The sequence below is a fragment of the Modestobacter sp. VKM Ac-2982 genome (genome assembly GCF_026967935.1).
Lineage (GTDB): Bacteria > Actinomycetota > Actinomycetes > Mycobacteriales > Geodermatophilaceae > Modestobacter.
Map to the genome: position 1 here is coordinate 234,166 of NZ_JAPVBL010000001.1, position 18,057 is coordinate 252,222.

The following is an 18,057-nucleotide window of genomic DNA, read 5'->3' on the forward strand; positions in this document are numbered from 1 at the left end:
GACCCGAGCCGGGTCCGGACTGTGTGCGATGGGTGCGGTGCAGTGGTTCAGGTGGTGCAGCTCAGGTGGTGCCGTCGTTCGGCGGGGTGGGCGTCTGCTCCGCCCGGGCGGCGTCGTCGCGCTCGCTGTCGATGAGCTCGGTGAGCCAGCGGACCTCGCGGTCGACCGAGTCCAGGCCGTGTCGCTGCAGCTCGAGGGTGTAGCGGTCGAGCTTCTCCTGGGTGCGGCGCAGCGAGTCCATGAGCCGGTCGCGCTGGCGCTCGACGGTGCGCCGGCGGCCCTCCAGGATGCGCAGCCGCACGTCGGCGGCGGTGTGCCGGAAGAAGGCGAGGTGGACGCCGAACCGGCCCTCGTCGTCGTAGGCCTCGGGCCCGGTCTGGCTGACCAGGTCGGCGAAGCGCTCCTTGCCCTCGGCGGTGATCGCGTAGACGACCTTCCCGCGCCGGCCGGTGAGCGCCGGGGCGTCGGCCGGCAGCAGGGACCGCGGGGTCGGGTCGTCGCTGGCGATGAGGCCGGCGGCCTGCAGTCGCTTGAGCGCGGGGTAGAGCGACCCGTAGGAGATCGAACGGAGCCCACCGAGGACGGCGGCCAGTTCCTTGCGGAGCTCGTAGCCGTGCATGGGCGACTGCTGCAGCAGACCGAGGATGGCGAACTCGAGCACGACGCCACCTCCTGGTCTGCCGGCGTTCACCGGATCGATGTATCGGCACGATACATCCGGTCGCTGCACCGCGCGCAAGTCGGACAGCCAGTGCACGGGTGTCCCACCCGTCCCATGTCGATCTCCGGCGGAGGTCGTGAACCGCTGGTCAGTGCGTACATTGGCGGCCGTGCCCGGACGTCGGCCGGTGCTGGACGACGCGCAGGGTCGCCGCGACGCGGACCACGCGAGGACCGCCGCTGGGCGGCGTCCCGCCGGGCAGCGCAGACGCGCTCCCAGTCGACACACAGCTGAAGACGTCACCCTGGACGCTCAGGACCGCCTGCACCCCGGCGGCTGAGCACCCCACGACCTGCAGGAAGGGGCCCACCGCGTGCCTCCCCACGACGAGACCGCCCGCGTCACCCCCGGTGCCGGCTCGGTCCGCCGTCCCCCGCCGGCCCGGGCCCGCGCCGGCTCTGGCGGCAGCGGTGCTGCCGGTGCGCGCCGCCCGCCCGCTGCCCGGGCCCGGACGACGGCGTCCCGTGACGGTGGTGCGCGTCCGGCGGCCCGTTCCGGTGGGGGCAGTGGCGGTGGTCGTCCCCCGGTGAAGCCCCCGACGGGTGGGCGGCGTCCCGGAGGCAGCAGCCGGCCGCCCGGTGGTGGCGGGAAGAAGGGTGCCAAGCCGAAGCGCCGGCGCTGGCTGAAGGTGCTCGCCGGGGCGTTCCTGAGCATGCTGGTGCTGCTGGGCGTCTTCGTGGGCGTGGTGTACGCCACGACCGAGGTGCCCACGCCGGAGTCGGTGCAGACCGACCAGACGACCGTCGTGTACTACGCCGACGGCGTCACCGAGATGGCCCGGCTGGGCAACGAGAACCGGACGAACGTCTCCCTCGGGCAGATCTCCCAACCAGCCCAGAACGCCGTGCTGGCCGCGGAGAACCGGGCGTTCTACACCGACCCGGGCATCTCCTTCACCGGCATCGTGCGGGCGGCGTGGAACAACCTGACCGGCGGCTCCACCCAGGGTGGCTCCACCATCACCCAGCAGTACGTGAAGAACGCCTTCCTGACCTCCGACCAGACGTTCAGCCGCAAGTTCAAAGAGCTCTTCCTCGCGGTCAAGCTGGACAACGAGTACTCGAAGGAGCAGATCCTCGAGAACTACCTGAACACCATCTACTTCGGGCGCGGGGCCTACGGCATCGAGGCGGCGGCCAACACGTACTTCGGGGTCTCCGCCGCGGAGCTCACCCCCGAGCAGGGCGCGGTGCTCGCCGTGCTCATCCGGAACCCCAGCGCGAACGACCCGGAGACCAACCCGGAGGGTGCGCAGAACCGCTGGGGCCCGGTGCTGGACGCGATGGTGGAGCAGGGCTGGCTGGACGCCGCGGCGCGGGAGGCCGCCGTCTACCCGGCGGTGCTGCCGAACACCGGCAGCAGCTCCGGCATCCCGACCGGCCCGGAGGGGCTGATCGTGCGCCAGGTCCTCGCCGAGTTGGAGCGGCAGCCGTTCAGCTACACGCGGGACGACATCTACTCCGCCGGTCTGCGCATCACCACGACGGTGGACAAGGCCAAGCAGGACGCCGCGGTCGCCGCGGTGAACGACGTGATGGCCGGCGAGCCGGAGAACCTCCGGGAGGCGCTGGTCGCGGTGGACCCGAAGACCGGCGGCGTGCTGGCCTACTACGGCAACGACCTGAGCAGCAGCGAGGACGCGGCGGTCGACACCACCGACTACGCCCAGGCGCTCAAGCAGCCGGGCTCGTCCTTCAAGCCTTACACCCTGGCCGCTGCGCTGGAGAACGGCTACAGCGTCGGCACCCGCCGCGACGGCAGCTCTCCGCAGGAGTTCCCCGACCGCCCCGGGCTGCCGGTGGTCAACTCCGGCAACGCGCAGTGCGGCAACTGCACGCTGAGGGAGGCGATGACCAGGTCGCTGAACACCACGTTCTACGGCCTGGCCTACGAGGTCGGCCCCGAGGTGGTCGCCGAGACGGCCCGGAAGGTCGCCGGGCTGCCGGCGACCTGGGACCCGAACCAGAACGACCCCACGGTGCCCGCAGAGCTGACCGGCTACGAGACGCTCAGCATCCCGGAGACCGACGTCACCGGCGGCTCGATCGGCATCGGCGAGTACCCGGTCCGGCCGATCCAGCAGGCCGCCGGCTTCGCCACCTTCGCCGCCGGCGGGGTGCAGCACGCGACGCACTTCGTCGCCTCGGTCGCCGACAGCGCCGGCACGGTGCTGGGCACGGGGACGACCGCCTCCACGCAGGCGGTGTCGGCGGAGGTGGCCAACGACGTCACCTTCGCCCTGACCGACGTCGCCGAGAGCTCCGACCTGCCGCTGGACGGCGACCGGCCGGTGGCGGCGAAGACCGGCACCCAGGGCGCGAACCGGACCGACAACTCCGACGCCTGGATGGTCGGGTACACGCCGTCGATCTCCACCGCGGTGTGGATCGGGACCAAGGGCATCGAGCCCATCGTCAACTCGCGGCAGAACATCATCTACGGCTCCGGGTTGCCGGGGGAGATCTGGCAGCAGTTCATGGACACCGTGCTCGCCGGCACCCCCGAGGAGCCGCTCCCGTCCAAGGCGCTGATCAAGGGCGACCCGGACAAGGGCATCCCCGAGCCGACGACGCAGGCCCCGGCCCCCACCACGAGGGAGGCTCCGGAACCGGCACCGGTCACCAACCAGGCCCCGGCGCCGAGCCGGACGCCGACCAGCAGTTCGGCTCCGGTTCCCAGTCAGTCGCCCGAGGTGGAGGAACCGGTCGGGTCGACGCCGCCGGTCCCCCCGTCCTCGGCACCGACGACGACGGCACCGCCCGCCCCAACGCTGAACGGCTGACCGGGGCAGCAGGCAGACTGACCGCGTGAGTGCGACACCGGCGGGCCCGTCCGTTCCAGCCGACCGGCTGGGGGGCGGGCCCGAGGTGTCTGCGCCGCCGGAGCCGGACCGGATCGTGCCGACCTGGACCGACCCGGTGGCGACCCAGGCCAGCGAGGCGGTGGGCGGCCCCTGGGGTCGGCACGCCGTCACCGGCCGCGCCCGGTTCTGGACGCCGCTGCGGGTGTGCCTGCTGTTCACCGTCGTCGTGCTCGGCCTGGCCTGGGTCAAGCAGGCGCCCTGCGCCGGCGGCGACTGGTCGGGCAGCAAGCAGTACACCCACTTCTGCTACAGCGATCCCATCCCGCTGTTCTTCACCCACGGGGTGGGCGACGGGCAGGTGCCGTACCTGGACTCCGCCGTCGAGTACCCGGTGCTCATCGGCGCGATGATCCAGGGCGCCGCGACGATCGCCCGGGGCTGGGACGGTCTCGCGGGGGGCATCTCCGCCGCGCCGGTGGCGACCTTCTACCTCGTCACCTGTCTGTTGCTGTCGGCGCTGGCGCTGCTGGTCACCCGCGGCGTCCTGGGCCTGGCCGGGCGACGGCCCTGGGACGCCGCGATGGTGGCGCTGTCACCGGTGCTGCTGGTGCACGCCTTCACCAACTGGGACCTGCTGGCGATCGCGCTGACCACCCTCGGGATGTGGGCGTGGGCGCGCCGGCACCCGGTGCTGGCCGGCGTGCTGATCGGGCTGGGGGTGTCGGCGAAGCTCTACCCGGTGATCGTCCTGGGCGTGCTGTTCGTGCTGTGCCTGCGCGCCGGCCGGCTGCGGGCCTGGCTGTCGGCGACCGTGGCCGCCGGGCTGGCCTGGCTGGCGGTGAACCTGCCGGTGGCCCTCGTCGCGCGGGAGAACTGGGCGCGGTTCTTCACCTTCAGCGACGTCCGGCCGGCGAACCCGGAGAGCATCTGGGCGATGGCCCTGGACCTGACCGGCGACCGGATCCTGGACGGCCCCCTCGCCGAGGGGCAGACGCCGTCGGTGCTGAACGCCACCGTCGCGGTGGTGCTGCTGCTGTCGGCCGCCGCGGTCGCCTGGCTGGCCCTGGCCGCTCCGCTGCGTCCGCGGCTCCCCCAGCTGGCGTTCCTGCTGGTCGCAGCCTTCCTGCTGCTCAACAAGGTGTGGAGCCCGCAGTTCTCGCTGTGGCTGCTGCCGCTCGCGGTGCTGGCCCGGCCGCGCTGGCGCTCGCTGCTGCTCTGGCAGGCCACCGAGGTGCTGGTCTGGGTGATGACCATGCTCTATTACCTCGGTGCCGACGACAACGGCGTGGGCGTGGAGTGGTTCTACCTCGCGGTGATCGTGCGGGACGTCGCCGTCCTCGTGCTGATGGCCCTGGTCGTGCGGGAGGTCTGGTCGCCGGACCGGGACCTGGTGCGCCGCAGCTGGCCGGGCACCGACGACCCCGCCGGCGGCCCCCTCGACGGCGCCCCCGACCGGTGGGTGCTCCCCAGGCCCGTGGGCCGGGCTCAGCCCGCGAGGGCCTCGCGCAGCAGGGTGATCTCCTCGGCGTGACCGGCGGCGTCGCCCGGGGTCTCCAGGACGACGGGGGCGCCGGCGGCGCGGGCCACGCCGAGCAGCAGCTCCAGCGGGATCTCCCCGGCGGTCAGCGGCGCGTGCCGGTCGCGACCGGAACCGGCGGCGTCCCGGCTGTTGTTCAGGTGCACCAGGTCGATCCGGCCGGTGATCGCCCGGACGTCGTCCACCACCCGGGCCAGGTCCCAGCCCGCCGTCCAGGCGTGGCAGGTGTCCAGCACGAACCCCGCGCCGAACTCCCCCACCGCCTCCCACAGCCGGGCCACGGCGTCCAGGTCGCGGGCCATCGCGTTGTCCCCGCCCGCGGTGTTCTCGATCAGCACCGGGACGCCGAAGCCGCCCTCGTCGGCCTGCCGGGCGAACGTCTTGCGCCAGTTGTCGACCCCGGCCGCCGGGTCGTCCTTCGCCAGCACGTGACCGCCGTGCACGACCATGCCGCGGGCGCCGACGGCGGCCGACGCCTGGGCGTGCTGGCCGAGCAGCTTGCGGCTGGGGATGCGGATCCGGTTGTTCGTCGAGGCGACGTTGAGCACGTAGGGGGCGTGCACGAAGACGGCGACGTCGGAGCCGAGCAGCGCCTCGGCGTCCGGCCTCGGCTTCGGCGCCTTCCAGCCCTGCGGGTCGGCGAGGAACACCTGCACCGCGTCGGCGTCCAGCTCGGCCGCACGGGCCAGCGGGCCGCCGTCGGACAGCTCGTTCTCCTCGGTCAGACCCGGTCCGACGTGCACGCCGATCAGCTGCTCAGCCACCCGCAGCAGAGTAGGCGCACCCGCCGCGCGGACACGGTGGGTGGAGTGCACTGGTAGCCTGGCCGGTGCGCGTCCTCTCCTGCATCCTGCAGGGCCGGGCGCGCGACGCATGTACGACCCTCCTGCTGCAGACACCCTGCGGCCGCTGAGACCAGAGGAGGTGGGGTTCTCCGTGCGTAACTACGAACTGATGATCATCCTCGACCCCGAGCTCGAGGAGCGGACCATCGCTCCCAGCCTGGATCGTTTCCTGACCGTCGTCACCAACTCCGGTGGCACCGTCAAGACGGAGATCTGGGGCCGCCGTCGGCTGGCCTACGAGATCGACAAGAACGCCGAGGGCATCTACGCGATCGTCGACATCCAGGCCGAGCCGGCCGCCGTCGCCGAGCTGGACCGTCAGCTGAACCTCAACGAGTCCATCCTGCGCACCAAGCTGATGCGCCCCGAGGCTCACTGACCATGGCCGGCGAGACCGTCATCACCGTCATCGGGAACCTGACGGCCGACCCGGAGCTGCGGTTCACCCCGTCCGGCGCCGCCGTCGCCAACTTCACCGTGGCCTCGACCCCCCGCACCTTCGACCGTCAGTCGCAGGAGTGGAAGGACGGCGAGGCGCTGTTCCTCCGGTGCAACGTCTGGCGTCAGGCGGCGGAGAACGTCGCCGAGTCGCTCACCCGCGGTTCGCGGGTCATCGTGTCGGGCCGGCTGAAGCAGCGGTCCTTCGACACGAAGGAAGGCGAGAAGCGCACCGTCATCGAGCTGGAGGTCGACGAGATCGGCCCCTCTCTGCGGTACGCCACCGCCAAGGTCACCCGCGCTGCGCGCAGCGAGGGTGGCGGCGGCGGGTTCGGCGGCGGCGGCGGCAACAGCGGTGGCAGCGGTGGCGGTGGTGGTGGTGGTGGCTTCTCCGGTGGCGGAGCGAGCGACCCCTGGTCCACCCCGCCGGCGTCCTCCGACGAACCGCCTTTCTGATCCCCCCTCTCTGTACTGATCTCTGGAGAACCCAGTGCCCAAGCCTCCCCCCCGCAAGATCAAGAAGAAGGTCTGCCAGTTCTGCAAGGACAAGGCGACCTACATCGACTACAAGGACACGACCCTGCTGCGGAAGTTCATCTCCGACCGCGGCAAGATCCGTGCCCGCCGCGTCAGCGGCAACTGCAGCCAGCACCAGCGTGACGTCGCCGTGGCCGTGAAGAACAGCCGCGAGATGGCACTGCTGCCCTACACCTCCACGGCGCGCTGATCATGAGCACCATGAAGCTGATCCTGACGCAGGAGGTCACCGGTCTCGGTTCCTCCGGCGACACCGTCGAGGTCAAGGGCGGGTACGCCCGCAACTACCTCCTGCCCCGCGGGCTGGCCATGCTGGCCACCCGTGGTGCCGAGAAGCAGGTCAACAGCCTGCGCCGGGCGCGGGCTGCCCGCGACGTGCGTTCGCTCGAGGAGGCCCAGACGGTCGCCGGTCAGCTCTCGCAGCTGACCGTCACGCTGCCGGCCCGCTCGGGTGACGGCGGCCGCCTGTTCGGTCGCATCACCACCGCCGACGTCGCCGCTGCAGTCACCGCTGCCGGCGGCCCGGAGCTCGACCGTCGCCGGATCGAGCTGCCCAGCAGCATCAAGAGCCTCGGCACCCACACCGTCACGGTGCGGGTCCACCCGGAGGTCTCCGTCCCGGTCACCCTGGACGTCGTCGCCGGCTGATCGAGGCCGCTTTCCACAGCACCGCCCACGAGGGGCGTCGGACTCCGGTCCGGCGCCCCTCGTGGCGTTCCCGGGGCCCGCTCGGCGCCCTCCGTGTCGACACGGGAGCGGACCCGACCGTGGACGGCAGGTGAACGTCACCGCCGGCCGGCCGGGTGTCCTCGGCGACCGTCTGCGTCGTGGGTCACCGAGCCGGGTCGCCGACCGTTACGCGTGTGACCTGCGGGGATCCGCCGACACGCCCGAACCGCGAGTTCTGGGGGAAGTTGCCGGATTTCTTCCGTCCACACCCCGGGACAGGCCCCCGTGCAGGTGACGAGGGGGTGACGGGGACACGACGTCCGCGGTTCCACCACGGTCTCCACACGGTGACCGCCTCCATCCACCGACTTGTCCACAAGTTGTGCAGATCGGCGTGCACAGCGGTGTTGGACGCGCCCCCTCCCCGGTTCCTAACGTCACCCCAGCTACCGCCGGGCGCGAACTGTCGGCGCCCGGTGGTAGCTGTTGTGCGAACAGCAGTTCGAACGGCAGCGAGAGCAGGGCGCGCCGCACGCAGGCCTCCAGGCCTGGGTGGGCGCGGGACGAGGAGGACATCAGCGTGGCGGTCGTCGAGGACATCAGCAGGCCGAGGGTCACGGCTCCGGAGTACGACCGGCAGCCCCCTCAGGACGTCGCTGCCGAACAGTCGGTGCTCGGCGGCATGCTGATGAGCAAGGACGCGATCGCCGACGTGGTGGAGGTCCTGGCCGGTCCCGACTTCTACCGCCCGGCGCACCAGGTCGTCTTCGACGTCGTCCTCGACCTGTACGGCCGGGGCGAGCCCGCCGACGCGATCACCGTCGCCGCGGAGCTCAACCGCACCGACCAGCTGTCGAAGATGGGCGGTGCGGTCTACCTGCACACGCTCATCGCCTCCACCCCGACCGCGGCGAACGCCGGGTACTACGCGGCGATCGTCGCCGAGCAGGCGGTGCTGCGGCGGCTGGTGGAGGCCGGTACGCGGGTCGTGCAGCTCGGCTACGGCGCCGCCGGTGGCAAGGGCGACGTCGACGACATCGTCGACCGCGCCCAGCAGGAGATCTACGACGTCACCGAGAAGCGGATGAGCGAGGACTACTCCCGCCTCGCCGACGTCCTGCAGCCGACGATGGACGAGCTCGACGCGATCGCCTCCCGGGGTGGCACGGCCCGCGGTGTCCCCACCGGGATCCGCGACCTCGACGAGCTCACCAACGGCCTGCAGGCCGGCCAGATGGTCGTCATCGCCGCCCGACCCGGTGTCGGCAAGAGCACGCTGGGGCTGGACATCGCGCGGTCGGCCACGGTGAAGCACCACATGCCCGCGGCGATCTTCTCCCTCGAGATGAGCAAGCACGAGATCACCATGCGTCTGCTGTCGGCGGAGGCGAAGGTCCCGCTGCACCACATGCGCGCCGGCACGCTGTCGGACGAGGACTGGTCGAAGCTGGCCCGCCGGATGGGCGAGATCGCCGACGCCCCGCTCTACATCGACGACTCACCGAACATGACGATGATGGAGATCCGGGCGAAGGCGCGGCGGCTCAAGCAGCGCAACGACCTCAAGCTCATCGTCATCGACTACCTGCAGCTGATGACCTCGGGCAAGAAGGTAGAGAGCCGCCAGCAGGAGGTCTCGGAGTTCTCCCGTGCACTGAAGCTGCTGGCCAAGGAGCTGGAGCTCCCGGTGATCGCGATGAGCCAGCTGAACCGTGGCTCGGAGCAGCGTCAGGACAAGAAGCCGATGCTGTCGGACCTCCGTGAGTCCGGCTCGATCGAGCAGGACGCCGACATGGTCATGATGATCCACCGCGAGGACATGTACGAGAAGGAGTCCCCGCGGGCCGGCGAGGCCGACATCATGCTGGTCAAGCACCGCAACGGACCCACCGCGAACGTCACCGTCGCCTTCCAGGGCCACTACAGCCGCTTCGTCGACATGGCGAACTGACCCGAGTCCCACAGCCGGAGTCGAGAGGTGGGGACACCTCTCGACTCCGGTCCGTGCCTCTATTCACGAAGTGTGTACTCATGGTGTAGACACAGGGCATGTCGTTGACCGAGCTGCACCTGGCCCTGCTCGCGGGCGCCCCGCGGCACGGGTACGACATCAAGCAGGAGCACGACTCCTGGTTCCCGGACACCCGTCCGCTCCCCTACGGCCAGGTGTACGCGACGTTGGCGCGGTTGCAGCGCGACGGACTGGCCGAGGTGGTGGAGACCCGCGTGGACGGGGGCCCCGAGCGGACGGTGTACGCGCTGACCGCTGACGGGGCGGCGCGGTTGCGCGCTTGGCTGGCCGAGCCTGCTGCCCCGACCGGTGCCGGCGCCGAGGAGATCGTCCGCAAGACCGTGTCGGTCCTGCACACCGGCATCGACGTCGGCGGGTTCGTCGCCCGCCAGCGGGCTGCTCACCTGCGCCGCATCCGTGAGCTGCAGGCAACGCCACCCGGTGCCGGCCCGGCCGAACGGCTGGTCCGTGAGCACCTCATCGCGCACCTCGACGCCGATCTGCGCTGGCTGGAACTGGCCACCGAGCTGCTGCCGTCCCCGGATGACCAGCCGACCGTTCGTCCCGACGAGAGGAAGCCCGCATGAGCACGGTGGAACTGTCCGGTGTCAGCCATGCCTACGGCCGCACCCAGGCGCTCAGCGACGTGTCGATGACCGTCGAGCCCGGTGAGGTCGTCGCGGTCACCGGGCCCAGCGGATGCGGGAAGTCGACCCTGCTCATGCTCGCCGCCGGAGTGCTGCGCGCCCAGTCGGGTCGCATCACGGTCGCCGGCACCGACCTGGCCGGGGCGGACGACGCCTCCCGCGCCCGGTTCCGGCGCCGCGAGGTGGGCCTCGTCCTGCAGTTCGGGCAGCTGGTCCCCGATCTGTCGGTGCGCGACAACGTCGCCCTGCCCCTGCTGCTGGGAGGTCACCGGCCGGTCGAGGCCCGGGCCGCCGCCGACGGCTGGCTGGAACGCGTCGGGCTGGACGTCGAACCGGACACGTTGCCCGCGGACCTGTCCGGCGGACAGGCTCAGCTGGCCGCTGGGGCCCGTGCACTGGTCGCCGGCCCGCGGCTGCTGCTGGCTGACGAACCGACCGCGAGCCTGGACGCCACCAGTGGCCGGGCGCTGCTGGACCTGCTGGTGACCACCACGGTGCAGGCCGGCGGTTCGGTGGTCCTCGTCAGCCACGACAACGCGGTCGCCGCGCGCGCCGACCGGGAGATCCGACTGCGCCGCGGCACCGTCGCCCACCAGGTGGCCCTGTCATGAAGCCGGCCACCCTCTGGCTGCTGGCGGCCCCGCACGTGCAGGCATCCCGGACCCGAGCAGCCCTGGTCGCGGCCGGTACCGCCGCCGCCGGTGGACTCGTCCTGGTCACCGTGGCCCTGTTCCGGGTGCCGGCTTTCGCGCTCCCACCCCGCGGCAGCACCGAGCGCTACTCGGTCACCTACGACCCCGGGTACGCCAGCATCGTGACCAGCGCCGAGACCCGGATCGGGGTGGCCACCGCGGTGCTGCTGGTCGCCGCCACCGCGCTGGTGCTCGCCTGGCAGGCCGTCTCCTCCGGCAGTGCCCGCCGCCAGCGCCGCGACCACGCGCTCAGCACCGCCGGCGCCACGCCCGGCGACCTGCGTCGACTGGGCGCCGTCGAGGCCGCCGTCGCCGGCACGATCGGCGGGCTGCTCGCCGGACCGGTCTACCTGCTGCTGTGGTTCCTCCTCGGACCCGTCCAGCCGGCCACCAGCCGCCTGCTGCCCTCCCTGGCACCCGCGGACCTCACTGCCTGGGCCTGCGTGGTGGCCGGCTCCGCGGCACTCGCCGCAGCCGCCGGTGCCCGCGCGGCCACCCGGCGGCACCGACGTCCGCTCAGCGGCTGGTGGTGGCTGGCGCTGTCGGTCGTCGCGCTCGCCGGCATGGTCGTACTCCCCCAGCTGGGTCAGGGTGACCGGCAGCTGCAGGTCGTCCTCATGTCGGTCGCCGTGTCGTTGCTGCTGATGGTCGCCCTCGCCGGCGGGGCCTCCTGGGCGCGGGCCAAGGCCAGGAGGATGAGCCGCCGAGGCGGGACGACGGACCTCCTGGCGGCCGGCGGGCTGCGCGCCCTCGCCGGACCTGCGGGACGCGCGGCGGGAGTGCTGCTGGGGGTCGGCCTGACCGTGGGCGTCGCGACCGTGATGCTGGGGAACACCCTGCGCCAGACGACCGACCTCGGCTCGGACGGTCACCTGACCGGCATCGTCCTGGCTGCCGTCGCGGCGGGGCTGGCGGCGCTGGCCGGTCTCGCGACGATCGCCCTGGCCGCTCTCGACGACCTGCTCACCAACCGCCGGGGACTGGCCGCCATGGCTGCCGTCGGTGCCGACCTGGCCCTGGTGCAGGCCCTGCAACGGCGGCGCCTGAGGGCGGCGACGATCGCGCCCCTGGTCACCGGCCTGCTCGTCGGCGGACTCGGCTTCGGCGCCCTGACGGCCGGTGGCGAACCAGCGTCCAGAAGCGATGCGTGGCCGTTGGTCGTCGTCGCCCCCGCCGCCGTCGCCCTCCTCCTGCTGGCCAGCGCCGGTATCGTGCGGCTGCTCAGCGGTCGCACCCGCGAGGCCATCGACCCGGCCAACCTCCGCGTCGCATGACCGCCGAGGAACCCGCGAGCGTGATCGCTGCCCGGCAACTCGCAGCAGACGCCCGAGCGCGCCGCCATCGCGCAGACCCGGGCAGGGAGGCCATCGCGTCGTCGGCCCACCGGCGCCGCGCCGAGATCAGGGCGGGGCGAACAGCGACGTGGGGCGCGCCGGATCCAGGCGCAGCTCCCGCCACTCGGTGACCTCGGCGAGTCCTCCGTCGACGAACGTGCTCGCCCGCACGACGATCCCGGTGCCGATGTCGACGGCGAGCCGGCCCAGCAGCCCGTTCACTCGATCAGGGATACGAGACCGAGGCGACTCAACCATCGGTGTCCGGCTGCCGATGCTCCAGGCAACGCGCCACCCACGACCTGGAGGTCACCTGTGTTCTCGCTCCTCTCCGGCCTGCTCGCCAAGGCCGTCTCCGCCTCACTGGCCGCGAAGGTGGCCGCCGGCACGACGGCCCTCGTCGTGGCCGGCGGGGGCGCTGCCGTGACCACCCAGGTCGTCACCGCCGCCGCCGAGCCGACGGTGACCGAGGTGGTCACCACGGAGCCGACCGACGTCGCCGAGCCCACCGACGTCGCGACGCCGACGGCCGACCCGATCGCCGAGCCGACCGAGGCTCCCGCGCCGGAGGTCACGGAGCCGACCGACCCGACCGCCGAGCCGACGCCGGAGCCGACCGAGGTGCCCGTCGAGGAGCCCACGACGCCCGAGGTGCCGGCCCCGGCCAACCACGGCGAGGCCGTCTCGTCCGTCGCCCACTCCAGCTTCGAGTCGGGCCGGGAGCACGGCCGGGCCGTCTCCTCGGCAGCGCGCAGCAAGGCGGGCAAGGAGCAGCCCGTCACCGAGCCCGCCCCCGAGGCCGACAGCGTCGAGGTCGTCCAGCCGGCCGAGGTCGCCAGCGCCGGCGACGCAGCCGGCACTGGCCAGGGCAACGGCAACGGCCGGGGTGGCCGGGGCTGATCCCGCCTCCGCGCCGGGCGGCGACACGTCGCCCGGCGCACCCGGCAGGTCCCCGGATCCGGGTGGCGTTGAACCTACCGTCGGGGCCGGCCGACTCCCGGGGGCTCCACGTGAAACACCGCATCACCACACTGGCTGCGCTCGCCGTCCTCGGCACCGCCGCCTGCGCCCCGGCCGATGCCCCGGCCACCCCGGCAGCCGACGCGGTCTCCGAGGCCGCCCAGCAGTCCGCCTCCGCCGCCGACGTCCTGGCCACCCTCCCGGTCAAGGGCCGCGCGGCGAAGACCGGGTACGACCGTGACGAGTTCGGCGCCACCTGGGCCGACGTCGACCGCAACGGCTGCGACACCCGGAACGACGTGCTGGCCCGCGACCTCACCGAGGAGCAGTTCCGGCCCGGCACCCAGGACTGCGTGGTGGTCAGCGGCACCCTGGTCGACCCGTACACCGGCCAGACCATCGCCTTCGAGAAGGGCGACGGCAGCAGCGTGGACATCGACCACGTCGTCGCGCTCAGCAACGGCTGGCAGACCGGCGCCTTCGCGTGGGACGAGGCCCGGCGCACCGCCTTCGCCAACGACCCGCTCAACCTCCTGGCCGTCGACTACTCGGCGAACCGGCAGAAGGGCGACGGCGACGCCGCCACCTGGCTGCCGTCCGACCGCGGGTACCGCTGCTCGTACGTCGCCCGGCAGGTCGCGGTGAAGTCCGGCTACGGGCTGTGGGTCACCCAGGCCGAGCACGACGCCATCGCCCGGGTGCTCGACACCTGCCCGGGCGAGCCGCTCCCGACGTCCTCCGCGCCGCCGGCCGACCCGGCCACCGCGCCCTTCGCGAACTGCGCCGCGGCCCGGTCGGCCGGCGCCGCACCCCTGCACCGCGGTGACCCGGGATGGTCCGACGCGATGGACGGCGACGGGGACGGCACCGCCTGCGAGTGACTCAGCCAGGCCAGTGCACCGCTCCGTCGGCACCGAGGACGGCGCCCTCGGCGGGCCGGTGTGGGGTCCGCCGGCCGTCGGGCATCAGGTGGTGCACCGGCAGCCCGCGGGCCAGGACGACGACGTCGGCGATCAGCCGCCGGTGGCAGCGCCACCACACGCTCTCGCTGCACATCACCGCCACCGTGCGGTCGGCCGCGGCGGCCAGCACCTCGTCCAGGGCAGCGGCGAACTCGGTGGTGCGGGTGTGTGCGGCGTACGCGGCGAACTGGGCCACCGTCCACCACCCGTCGGCCACCGGCTCCCCCGCGGGCAGTCGTCGCCGGCCGCCCAGCCGCTCCTCCCAACGGTAGGTGACCCCCGCGGCCGGGAGCCACTCGGTGAGCGCCTCGCGCCGGACGTCGGGGTTCACCCGGCTGCCGGGGAACCGCCGGACGTCGACGACCTCGGCCACGCCGGCGTCGGCGAAGCGGGTCAGCAGGCGCGCCCGGTCCTCGGGCCCGTGGCCGACGGTCAGCAGGGGCACCGCACGCCTCAGTCGCGCAGGTTGAGCTGGTCGTGCCGGAGCGCGAACGCGTCGATCTCCTCGGTCGACGGGGTTCGCCCGTCCGCGTGCAGCTCCAGCAGCCCGGTGAAGTACTCCTCCCGCGGGATGCCCGGGGTGAAGAGGATGAGGAAGCGGGCTCCGACGTCCGGGCCCACGGACCGGAACCCGTGCACCCCGGAGCGCGGCACGTAGACCAGGTCACCGGCGTGCGCCGTCGTCCACTCGCCGTTCGCCAGCACCGCCAGCGACCCCTCGAGCACGTGGAACGACTCGCTGAACGTGCGGTGCAGGTGCGGCCCGGGGCCGCTGCCGCCGGGTGCCATGGTCACCTCGAACAGCCCGAAGTCGCCGCGGGTCTGCGCGCCGGTGGCGACGAACCGGGTCCGGCCCGCCGCGCGCTGGTCGTCGCGCCGGGAGAAGGTCGCCGGGTCCGGCAGCAGCGTCATGCCGGGCGCAGGACGGCGACCAGGAAGTCGGCGTCCGGGGACCAGGGCCGCAGGTCCCAGGTGGACAGCAGCACGTCCGGGGTGAGCCCGGCGCCCTCGGCGTCGGCCAGGAACTCCTCGAAGGGGTACCCGCGCCCTGCCCCGAAGCCGATCGCCGCCCGGCCCTCCGCGCGCAGGTGGGTGCGGAACCGGCGGAGCACCTCGCCGCGCGTGCTCGGTGCCAGGAAGGCCATCACGTTCCCGGCGCAGACGATCGCGTCGAACGGGTCCGGCAGGTCGAGCTCGGCCAGGTCGCCGACGATCCAGCGGGGCCCGGGGTGGTCGGCCTCGGCGGCGGCGATCAGCACCGGGTCGGCGTCCACCCCGACCACCTCGTGCCCGGCGTCGAACAGGACGGCGCCGACCCGGCCGGGACCGCAGCCGGCGTCCAGCACCCGGGCGCCCCGGGGCAGCAGTGCGTCGACCAGCCGCGCCTCCCCGGCCAGGTCCATGCCCTCGGCGGCCAGCCGGCGGAACCGCTCGACGTAGGCGGTGGAGTGCGCCGGGTCCTCCTGGGACATCCGGCTCCAGCTGCTCTGCTCGACCATGCGGTCCGGACTCCTCTGCTCGCGGTGCGGCCGGTCGTTGACGGCGTCATCGGCCACCCGTAGCTTCCTCCCACCCCGGCTGCCAGGAAACGGCGGACCAGGTCCCCCGGCGACTGGAGTCCCCCGTGCCCAAGCGTGTCCTCGCCGGGGCGGTCGTCACCGCCGCCGTCGTCCTCGGGATGCCCTCGGTGGCCTCCGCGGCCGAGCAGCTCACCGTCTGCGCCACCGGGTGCGACCACCCGACCATCGCCGCCGCCGTGTCGGCGGCGTCCGCCGGTGTCACCGTCCGGGTGACCGAGGACCTGTCGGTCACCGGTGCGACGACGGTCGGCAAGGCGGTCACGATCACCGCCGACCCCGGGGTCGTGATCACCCAGACCGGTGCCAACGCCCGCACCTTCACCATCACCCCGGCCGGCAGCGGGGCGACCATCTCCGGGCTCGAGCTGACCAGCGACGACCTGGTCCGCGGGGAGTTCATCGGCGTCAACGGCGCCGACGACGTCACCATCTCCGGCAACACGGTGTACGGACCGGCCCAGCAGGGTCCGATGAGCGGCTGGGTCACCAACCGGGCCTGGACCAACAACGACGTCGACGGTCTCACCGTCACCGGCAACACCCTGCACACGCTGCGCACCGGCGGGTACGTCGACGGCGGCTCCGGGGTCATCACCGGCAACGTCACCTGGAACACCAAGGGCGACTACCTGCTCGGCGAGCAGGCCGACTTCCAGATCACCGGCAACAGCGCGGGCGACCCGAGCCTGCCCAGCGAGTGGGGCATCGTCATCTTCGCCGTCAACGAGACGCCCTACGACGTCCAGGCGCTCGGCGCGGCCAACGACTGCCTCACCGTCTGGGACCAGGCGACGGGTGAGACGTTCCTCGACGGGGACTGCGACGGGATCGCCGACACCGCGCCCCCGGCCAGCAAGGACGAGTGCAAGGAGGGCGGCTGGGCGTCCTTCAACAACCCCTCGTTCCGCAACCAGGGGCAGTGCGTGAGCGGGGTGGTCACGCGCGGCTGAGCCGGGCCCGCCGCACCGCGCGGCATCATGGAGGGCGTGCGTCGGGAGCCCAGCGTCCTGCACCTGGACCTCGACGCCTTCTTCGCCGCCGTCGAGCAGCGGGACAAGCCCTCCCTGCGCGGCCGGCCGGTCGTCGTCGGTGGCACCGGCGGCCGTGGCGTCGTCTCCACCGCCTCCTACGAGGCCCGGGCGTTCGGCGCGCGCAGCGCCATGTCCACCATCGAGGCCCGGCGCCTCTGCCCGGCGGGCACGGCGTTCCTGGGCACCCGCTTCGCCGCCTACAAGCGGACGTCCGAGGTGGTGATGGCGCTCCTGCGCGAGCTGTCCCCGCTGGTCGAGCCGGTCTCCATCGACGAGGCCTACGTCGACCTGGCCGCCGGCGAACACGACCTGTCGGTCCCCGGGGTGACCGCGCTGGCGGCCGACCTCAAGGCCCGGATCGCGGTCGCCACCGGCGGGGTCACCGGGTCGGTCGGGATCGGCACCTCCAAGGCGGTGGCGAAGATCGGCTCCGAGCTGGACAAGCCGGACGGGCTGACCGTCGTCCCGCCCGGGCAGGAGCTCGCCGTCCTGCACCCGCTCCCGGTGCGCGCGCTGGGTGGCGTCGGGCCGGCGACCGCCGAGCGGCTGGCCCAGATCGGGGTGAAGACGATCGGTGACCTGCACCGGCTGTCCCTGGTCGACCTGACCAGCCTGGTCGGCCAGGCGCACGGCGCCGGGCTGTACCGGCTGGCCCGGGCCGACGACGACCGGCCCGTGGTCACCGACCGGGAGGCCAAGTCGGTCAGCGCCGAGGAGACCTTCGCCCGCGACCTGACCGACCCGGCCCGCCTCGCCGCCGAGATCGAGGCGCTGGCGACCCGGGTGGGCAGCCGGCTGCAGCGTTCGGGCACCTCGGGGCGCACCGTGACGCTGAAGGTCCGCCGCTACGACTTCAGCACCCTCACCCGCTCCCAGACCCTGGCCCACGCCGTCGACGACCCGCGACAGATCGCCGAGATCGCCCACCGGCTGCTCGGCGCCGTCGACCGCAGCGGCGGCCTGCGGCTGCTCGGTGTCGGCGTCTCGGGGCTGTCGCCCTATGCCCAGGGCGACCTGTTCGCCGAGCCGTCGGAGGTGGTCCAGCCCGTCGAGGTGGTGGAGGCCGCCGAGCCGCCGGCCGACCCAGCACCGGGGCCCGCCGTCGTCCTCTGGTACCCGGGGCAGGACGTCGTCCACCCGGAGCTCGGTTCGGGCTGGGTGTGGGGCAGCGGGCTCAACCGGGTGACCGTCCGGTTCGAGGGCCCGCGCACGACGCCCGGTCCGGTGCGCACGCTGGCCGCCGACGACCCGGACCTGCAACCGGCCGATCCGCCGGACTGGACCCCCTGA

At 73.1% G+C, this 18,057-nt stretch carries 20 protein-coding genes; 14 read left to right on the forward strand and 6 right to left on the reverse strand.

The genetic code is table 11. The annotated features are described in order from the left end of the window. Positions 1-61: 61 nt before the first annotated feature. Complete coding sequence (locus O2W20_RS01200) at positions 62-661, reverse strand: PadR family transcriptional regulator (RefSeq protein WP_269169927.1); 600 nt, start codon at positions 659-661, stop codon at positions 62-64. A 586-nt stretch (positions 662-1,247) separates the two neighbouring features. Here O2W20_RS01200 and O2W20_RS01205 point away from each other — a divergent pair. Continuing rightward, a complete protein-coding gene (locus tag O2W20_RS01205; RefSeq protein ID WP_269169928.1) occupies positions 1,248-3,503 on the forward strand; it encodes a transglycosylase domain-containing protein in 2,256 nt (751 codons plus the stop codon). A 115-nt stretch (positions 3,504-3,618) separates the two neighbouring features. Continuing rightward, positions 3,619-5,055: a glycosyltransferase family 87 protein gene (locus tag O2W20_RS01210; protein WP_269169929.1), complete on the forward strand. Its 1,437-nt coding sequence runs from the start codon at positions 3,619-3,621 to the stop codon at positions 5,053-5,055. Here O2W20_RS01210 and O2W20_RS01215 read toward each other — a convergent pair. After that, positions 5,010-5,825 (reverse strand): deoxyribonuclease IV, encoded by an 816-nt coding sequence (locus O2W20_RS01215; protein ID WP_269169930.1) that lies wholly within the window; start codon positions 5,823-5,825, stop codon positions 5,010-5,012. The two genes, O2W20_RS01210 and O2W20_RS01215, sit on opposite strands and share 46 nt — an antisense overlap. Positions 5,826-5,997: 172 nt before the next feature. On the opposite strand from O2W20_RS01215, the gene rpsF reads away from it, so the two are divergent. The 8 genes from rpsF to O2W20_RS01255 all read left to right on the forward strand — a co-directional run bounded on the left by rpsF (position 5,998) and on the right by O2W20_RS01255 (position 12,174). Beyond that, positions 5,998-6,285, forward strand: coding sequence for a 30S ribosomal protein S6 (rpsF, locus tag O2W20_RS01220; RefSeq protein ID WP_269157707.1), 288 nt, complete (start codon positions 5,998-6,000; stop codon positions 6,283-6,285). A gap of 2 nt (positions 6,286-6,287) precedes the next feature. Next, positions 6,288-6,800 carry a single-stranded DNA-binding protein gene (locus tag O2W20_RS01225; protein WP_269169931.1) on the forward strand — a complete coding sequence of 171 codons (513 nt, stop codon included), beginning with the start codon at positions 6,288-6,290 and terminating at the stop codon, positions 6,798-6,800. Between the two features lie 34 nt (positions 6,801-6,834). Continuing rightward, complete coding sequence (rpsR, locus tag O2W20_RS01230) at positions 6,835-7,071, forward strand: 30S ribosomal protein S18 (RefSeq protein ID WP_036333041.1); 237 nt, start codon at positions 6,835-6,837, stop codon at positions 7,069-7,071. A gap of 11 nt (positions 7,072-7,082) precedes the next feature. Further along, positions 7,083-7,529, forward strand: a complete 447-nt coding sequence (rplI, locus tag O2W20_RS01235; protein ID WP_269169932.1) for a 50S ribosomal protein L9 — start codon at positions 7,083-7,085, stop codon at positions 7,527-7,529. Between the two features lie 601 nt (positions 7,530-8,130). Continuing rightward, the gene (gene dnaB / locus O2W20_RS01240) at positions 8,131-9,501 is read left to right on the forward strand and encodes a replicative DNA helicase (protein WP_269169933.1); all 1,371 of its coding nucleotides are present in this window, start codon (positions 8,131-8,133) and stop codon (positions 9,499-9,501) included. 98 nt (positions 9,502-9,599) lie between these two features. After that, the gene (locus O2W20_RS01245) at positions 9,600-10,148 is read left to right on the forward strand and encodes a PadR family transcriptional regulator (protein ID WP_269169934.1); all 549 of its coding nucleotides are present in this window, start codon (positions 9,600-9,602) and stop codon (positions 10,146-10,148) included. After that, on the forward strand, positions 10,145-10,819 hold the full coding sequence (locus O2W20_RS01250; RefSeq protein ID WP_269169935.1) for an ABC transporter ATP-binding protein: 675 nt from the start codon (positions 10,145-10,147) through the stop codon (positions 10,817-10,819). The genes O2W20_RS01245 and O2W20_RS01250 overlap by 4 nt, the downstream gene beginning before the upstream one ends. Then, entirely contained in the window at positions 10,816-12,174 is a 1,359-nt protein-coding gene (locus O2W20_RS01255; RefSeq protein ID WP_269169936.1) for a hypothetical protein, read from the forward strand. The genes O2W20_RS01250 and O2W20_RS01255 overlap by 4 nt, the downstream gene beginning before the upstream one ends. Positions 12,175-12,300: 126 nt before the next feature. Here the strand turns inward: O2W20_RS01255 and O2W20_RS01260 are convergent, their stop codons facing one another. Beyond that, positions 12,301-12,456: a hypothetical protein gene (locus O2W20_RS01260; RefSeq protein ID WP_269169937.1), complete on the reverse strand. Its 156-nt coding sequence runs from the start codon at positions 12,454-12,456 to the stop codon at positions 12,301-12,303. A gap of 93 nt (positions 12,457-12,549) precedes the next feature. Here O2W20_RS01260 and O2W20_RS01265 point away from each other — a divergent pair, with 93 nt between their 5' ends. After that, the gene (locus tag O2W20_RS01265; RefSeq protein WP_269169938.1) at positions 12,550-13,134 is read left to right on the forward strand and encodes a hypothetical protein; all 585 of its coding nucleotides are present in this window, start codon (positions 12,550-12,552) and stop codon (positions 13,132-13,134) included. Between the two features lie 110 nt (positions 13,135-13,244). Beyond that, positions 13,245-14,075, forward strand: a complete 831-nt coding sequence (locus O2W20_RS01270; protein ID WP_269169939.1) for a GmrSD restriction endonuclease domain-containing protein — start codon at positions 13,245-13,247, stop codon at positions 14,073-14,075. Position 14,076: 1 nt separating this feature from the next. On the opposite strand, the gene O2W20_RS01275 is transcribed toward O2W20_RS01270, so the two are convergent. Genes O2W20_RS01275 through O2W20_RS01285 form a run of 3 tightly spaced genes read right to left on the reverse strand, consistent with a single transcriptional unit; the run spans position 14,077 to position 15,655 of the window. Continuing rightward, positions 14,077-14,601, reverse strand: coding sequence for a DUF488 domain-containing protein (locus O2W20_RS01275; RefSeq protein WP_269169940.1), 525 nt, complete (start codon positions 14,599-14,601; stop codon positions 14,077-14,079). 8 nt (positions 14,602-14,609) lie between these two features. Next, on the reverse strand, positions 14,610-15,068 hold the full coding sequence (locus O2W20_RS01280) for a cupin domain-containing protein (RefSeq protein ID WP_269169941.1): 459 nt from the start codon (positions 15,066-15,068) through the stop codon (positions 14,610-14,612). Then, positions 15,065-15,655, reverse strand: a complete 591-nt coding sequence (locus O2W20_RS01285) for a class I SAM-dependent methyltransferase (protein ID WP_269169942.1) — start codon at positions 15,653-15,655, stop codon at positions 15,065-15,067. The genes O2W20_RS01280 and O2W20_RS01285 overlap by 4 nt, the downstream gene beginning before the upstream one ends. Before the next feature lie 125 nt (positions 15,656-15,780). Between O2W20_RS01285 and O2W20_RS01290 the strand changes: the two genes are divergently transcribed. Together O2W20_RS01290 and O2W20_RS01295 are read left to right on the forward strand one after the other, a co-directional pair. Continuing rightward, positions 15,781-16,686, forward strand: coding sequence for a hypothetical protein (locus O2W20_RS01290; RefSeq protein ID WP_269169943.1), 906 nt, complete (start codon positions 15,781-15,783; stop codon positions 16,684-16,686). Positions 16,687-16,722: 36 nt separating this feature from the next. Next, positions 16,723-18,057 (forward strand): DNA polymerase IV, encoded by a 1,335-nt coding sequence (locus tag O2W20_RS01295; RefSeq protein WP_269169944.1) that lies wholly within the window; start codon positions 16,723-16,725, stop codon positions 18,055-18,057.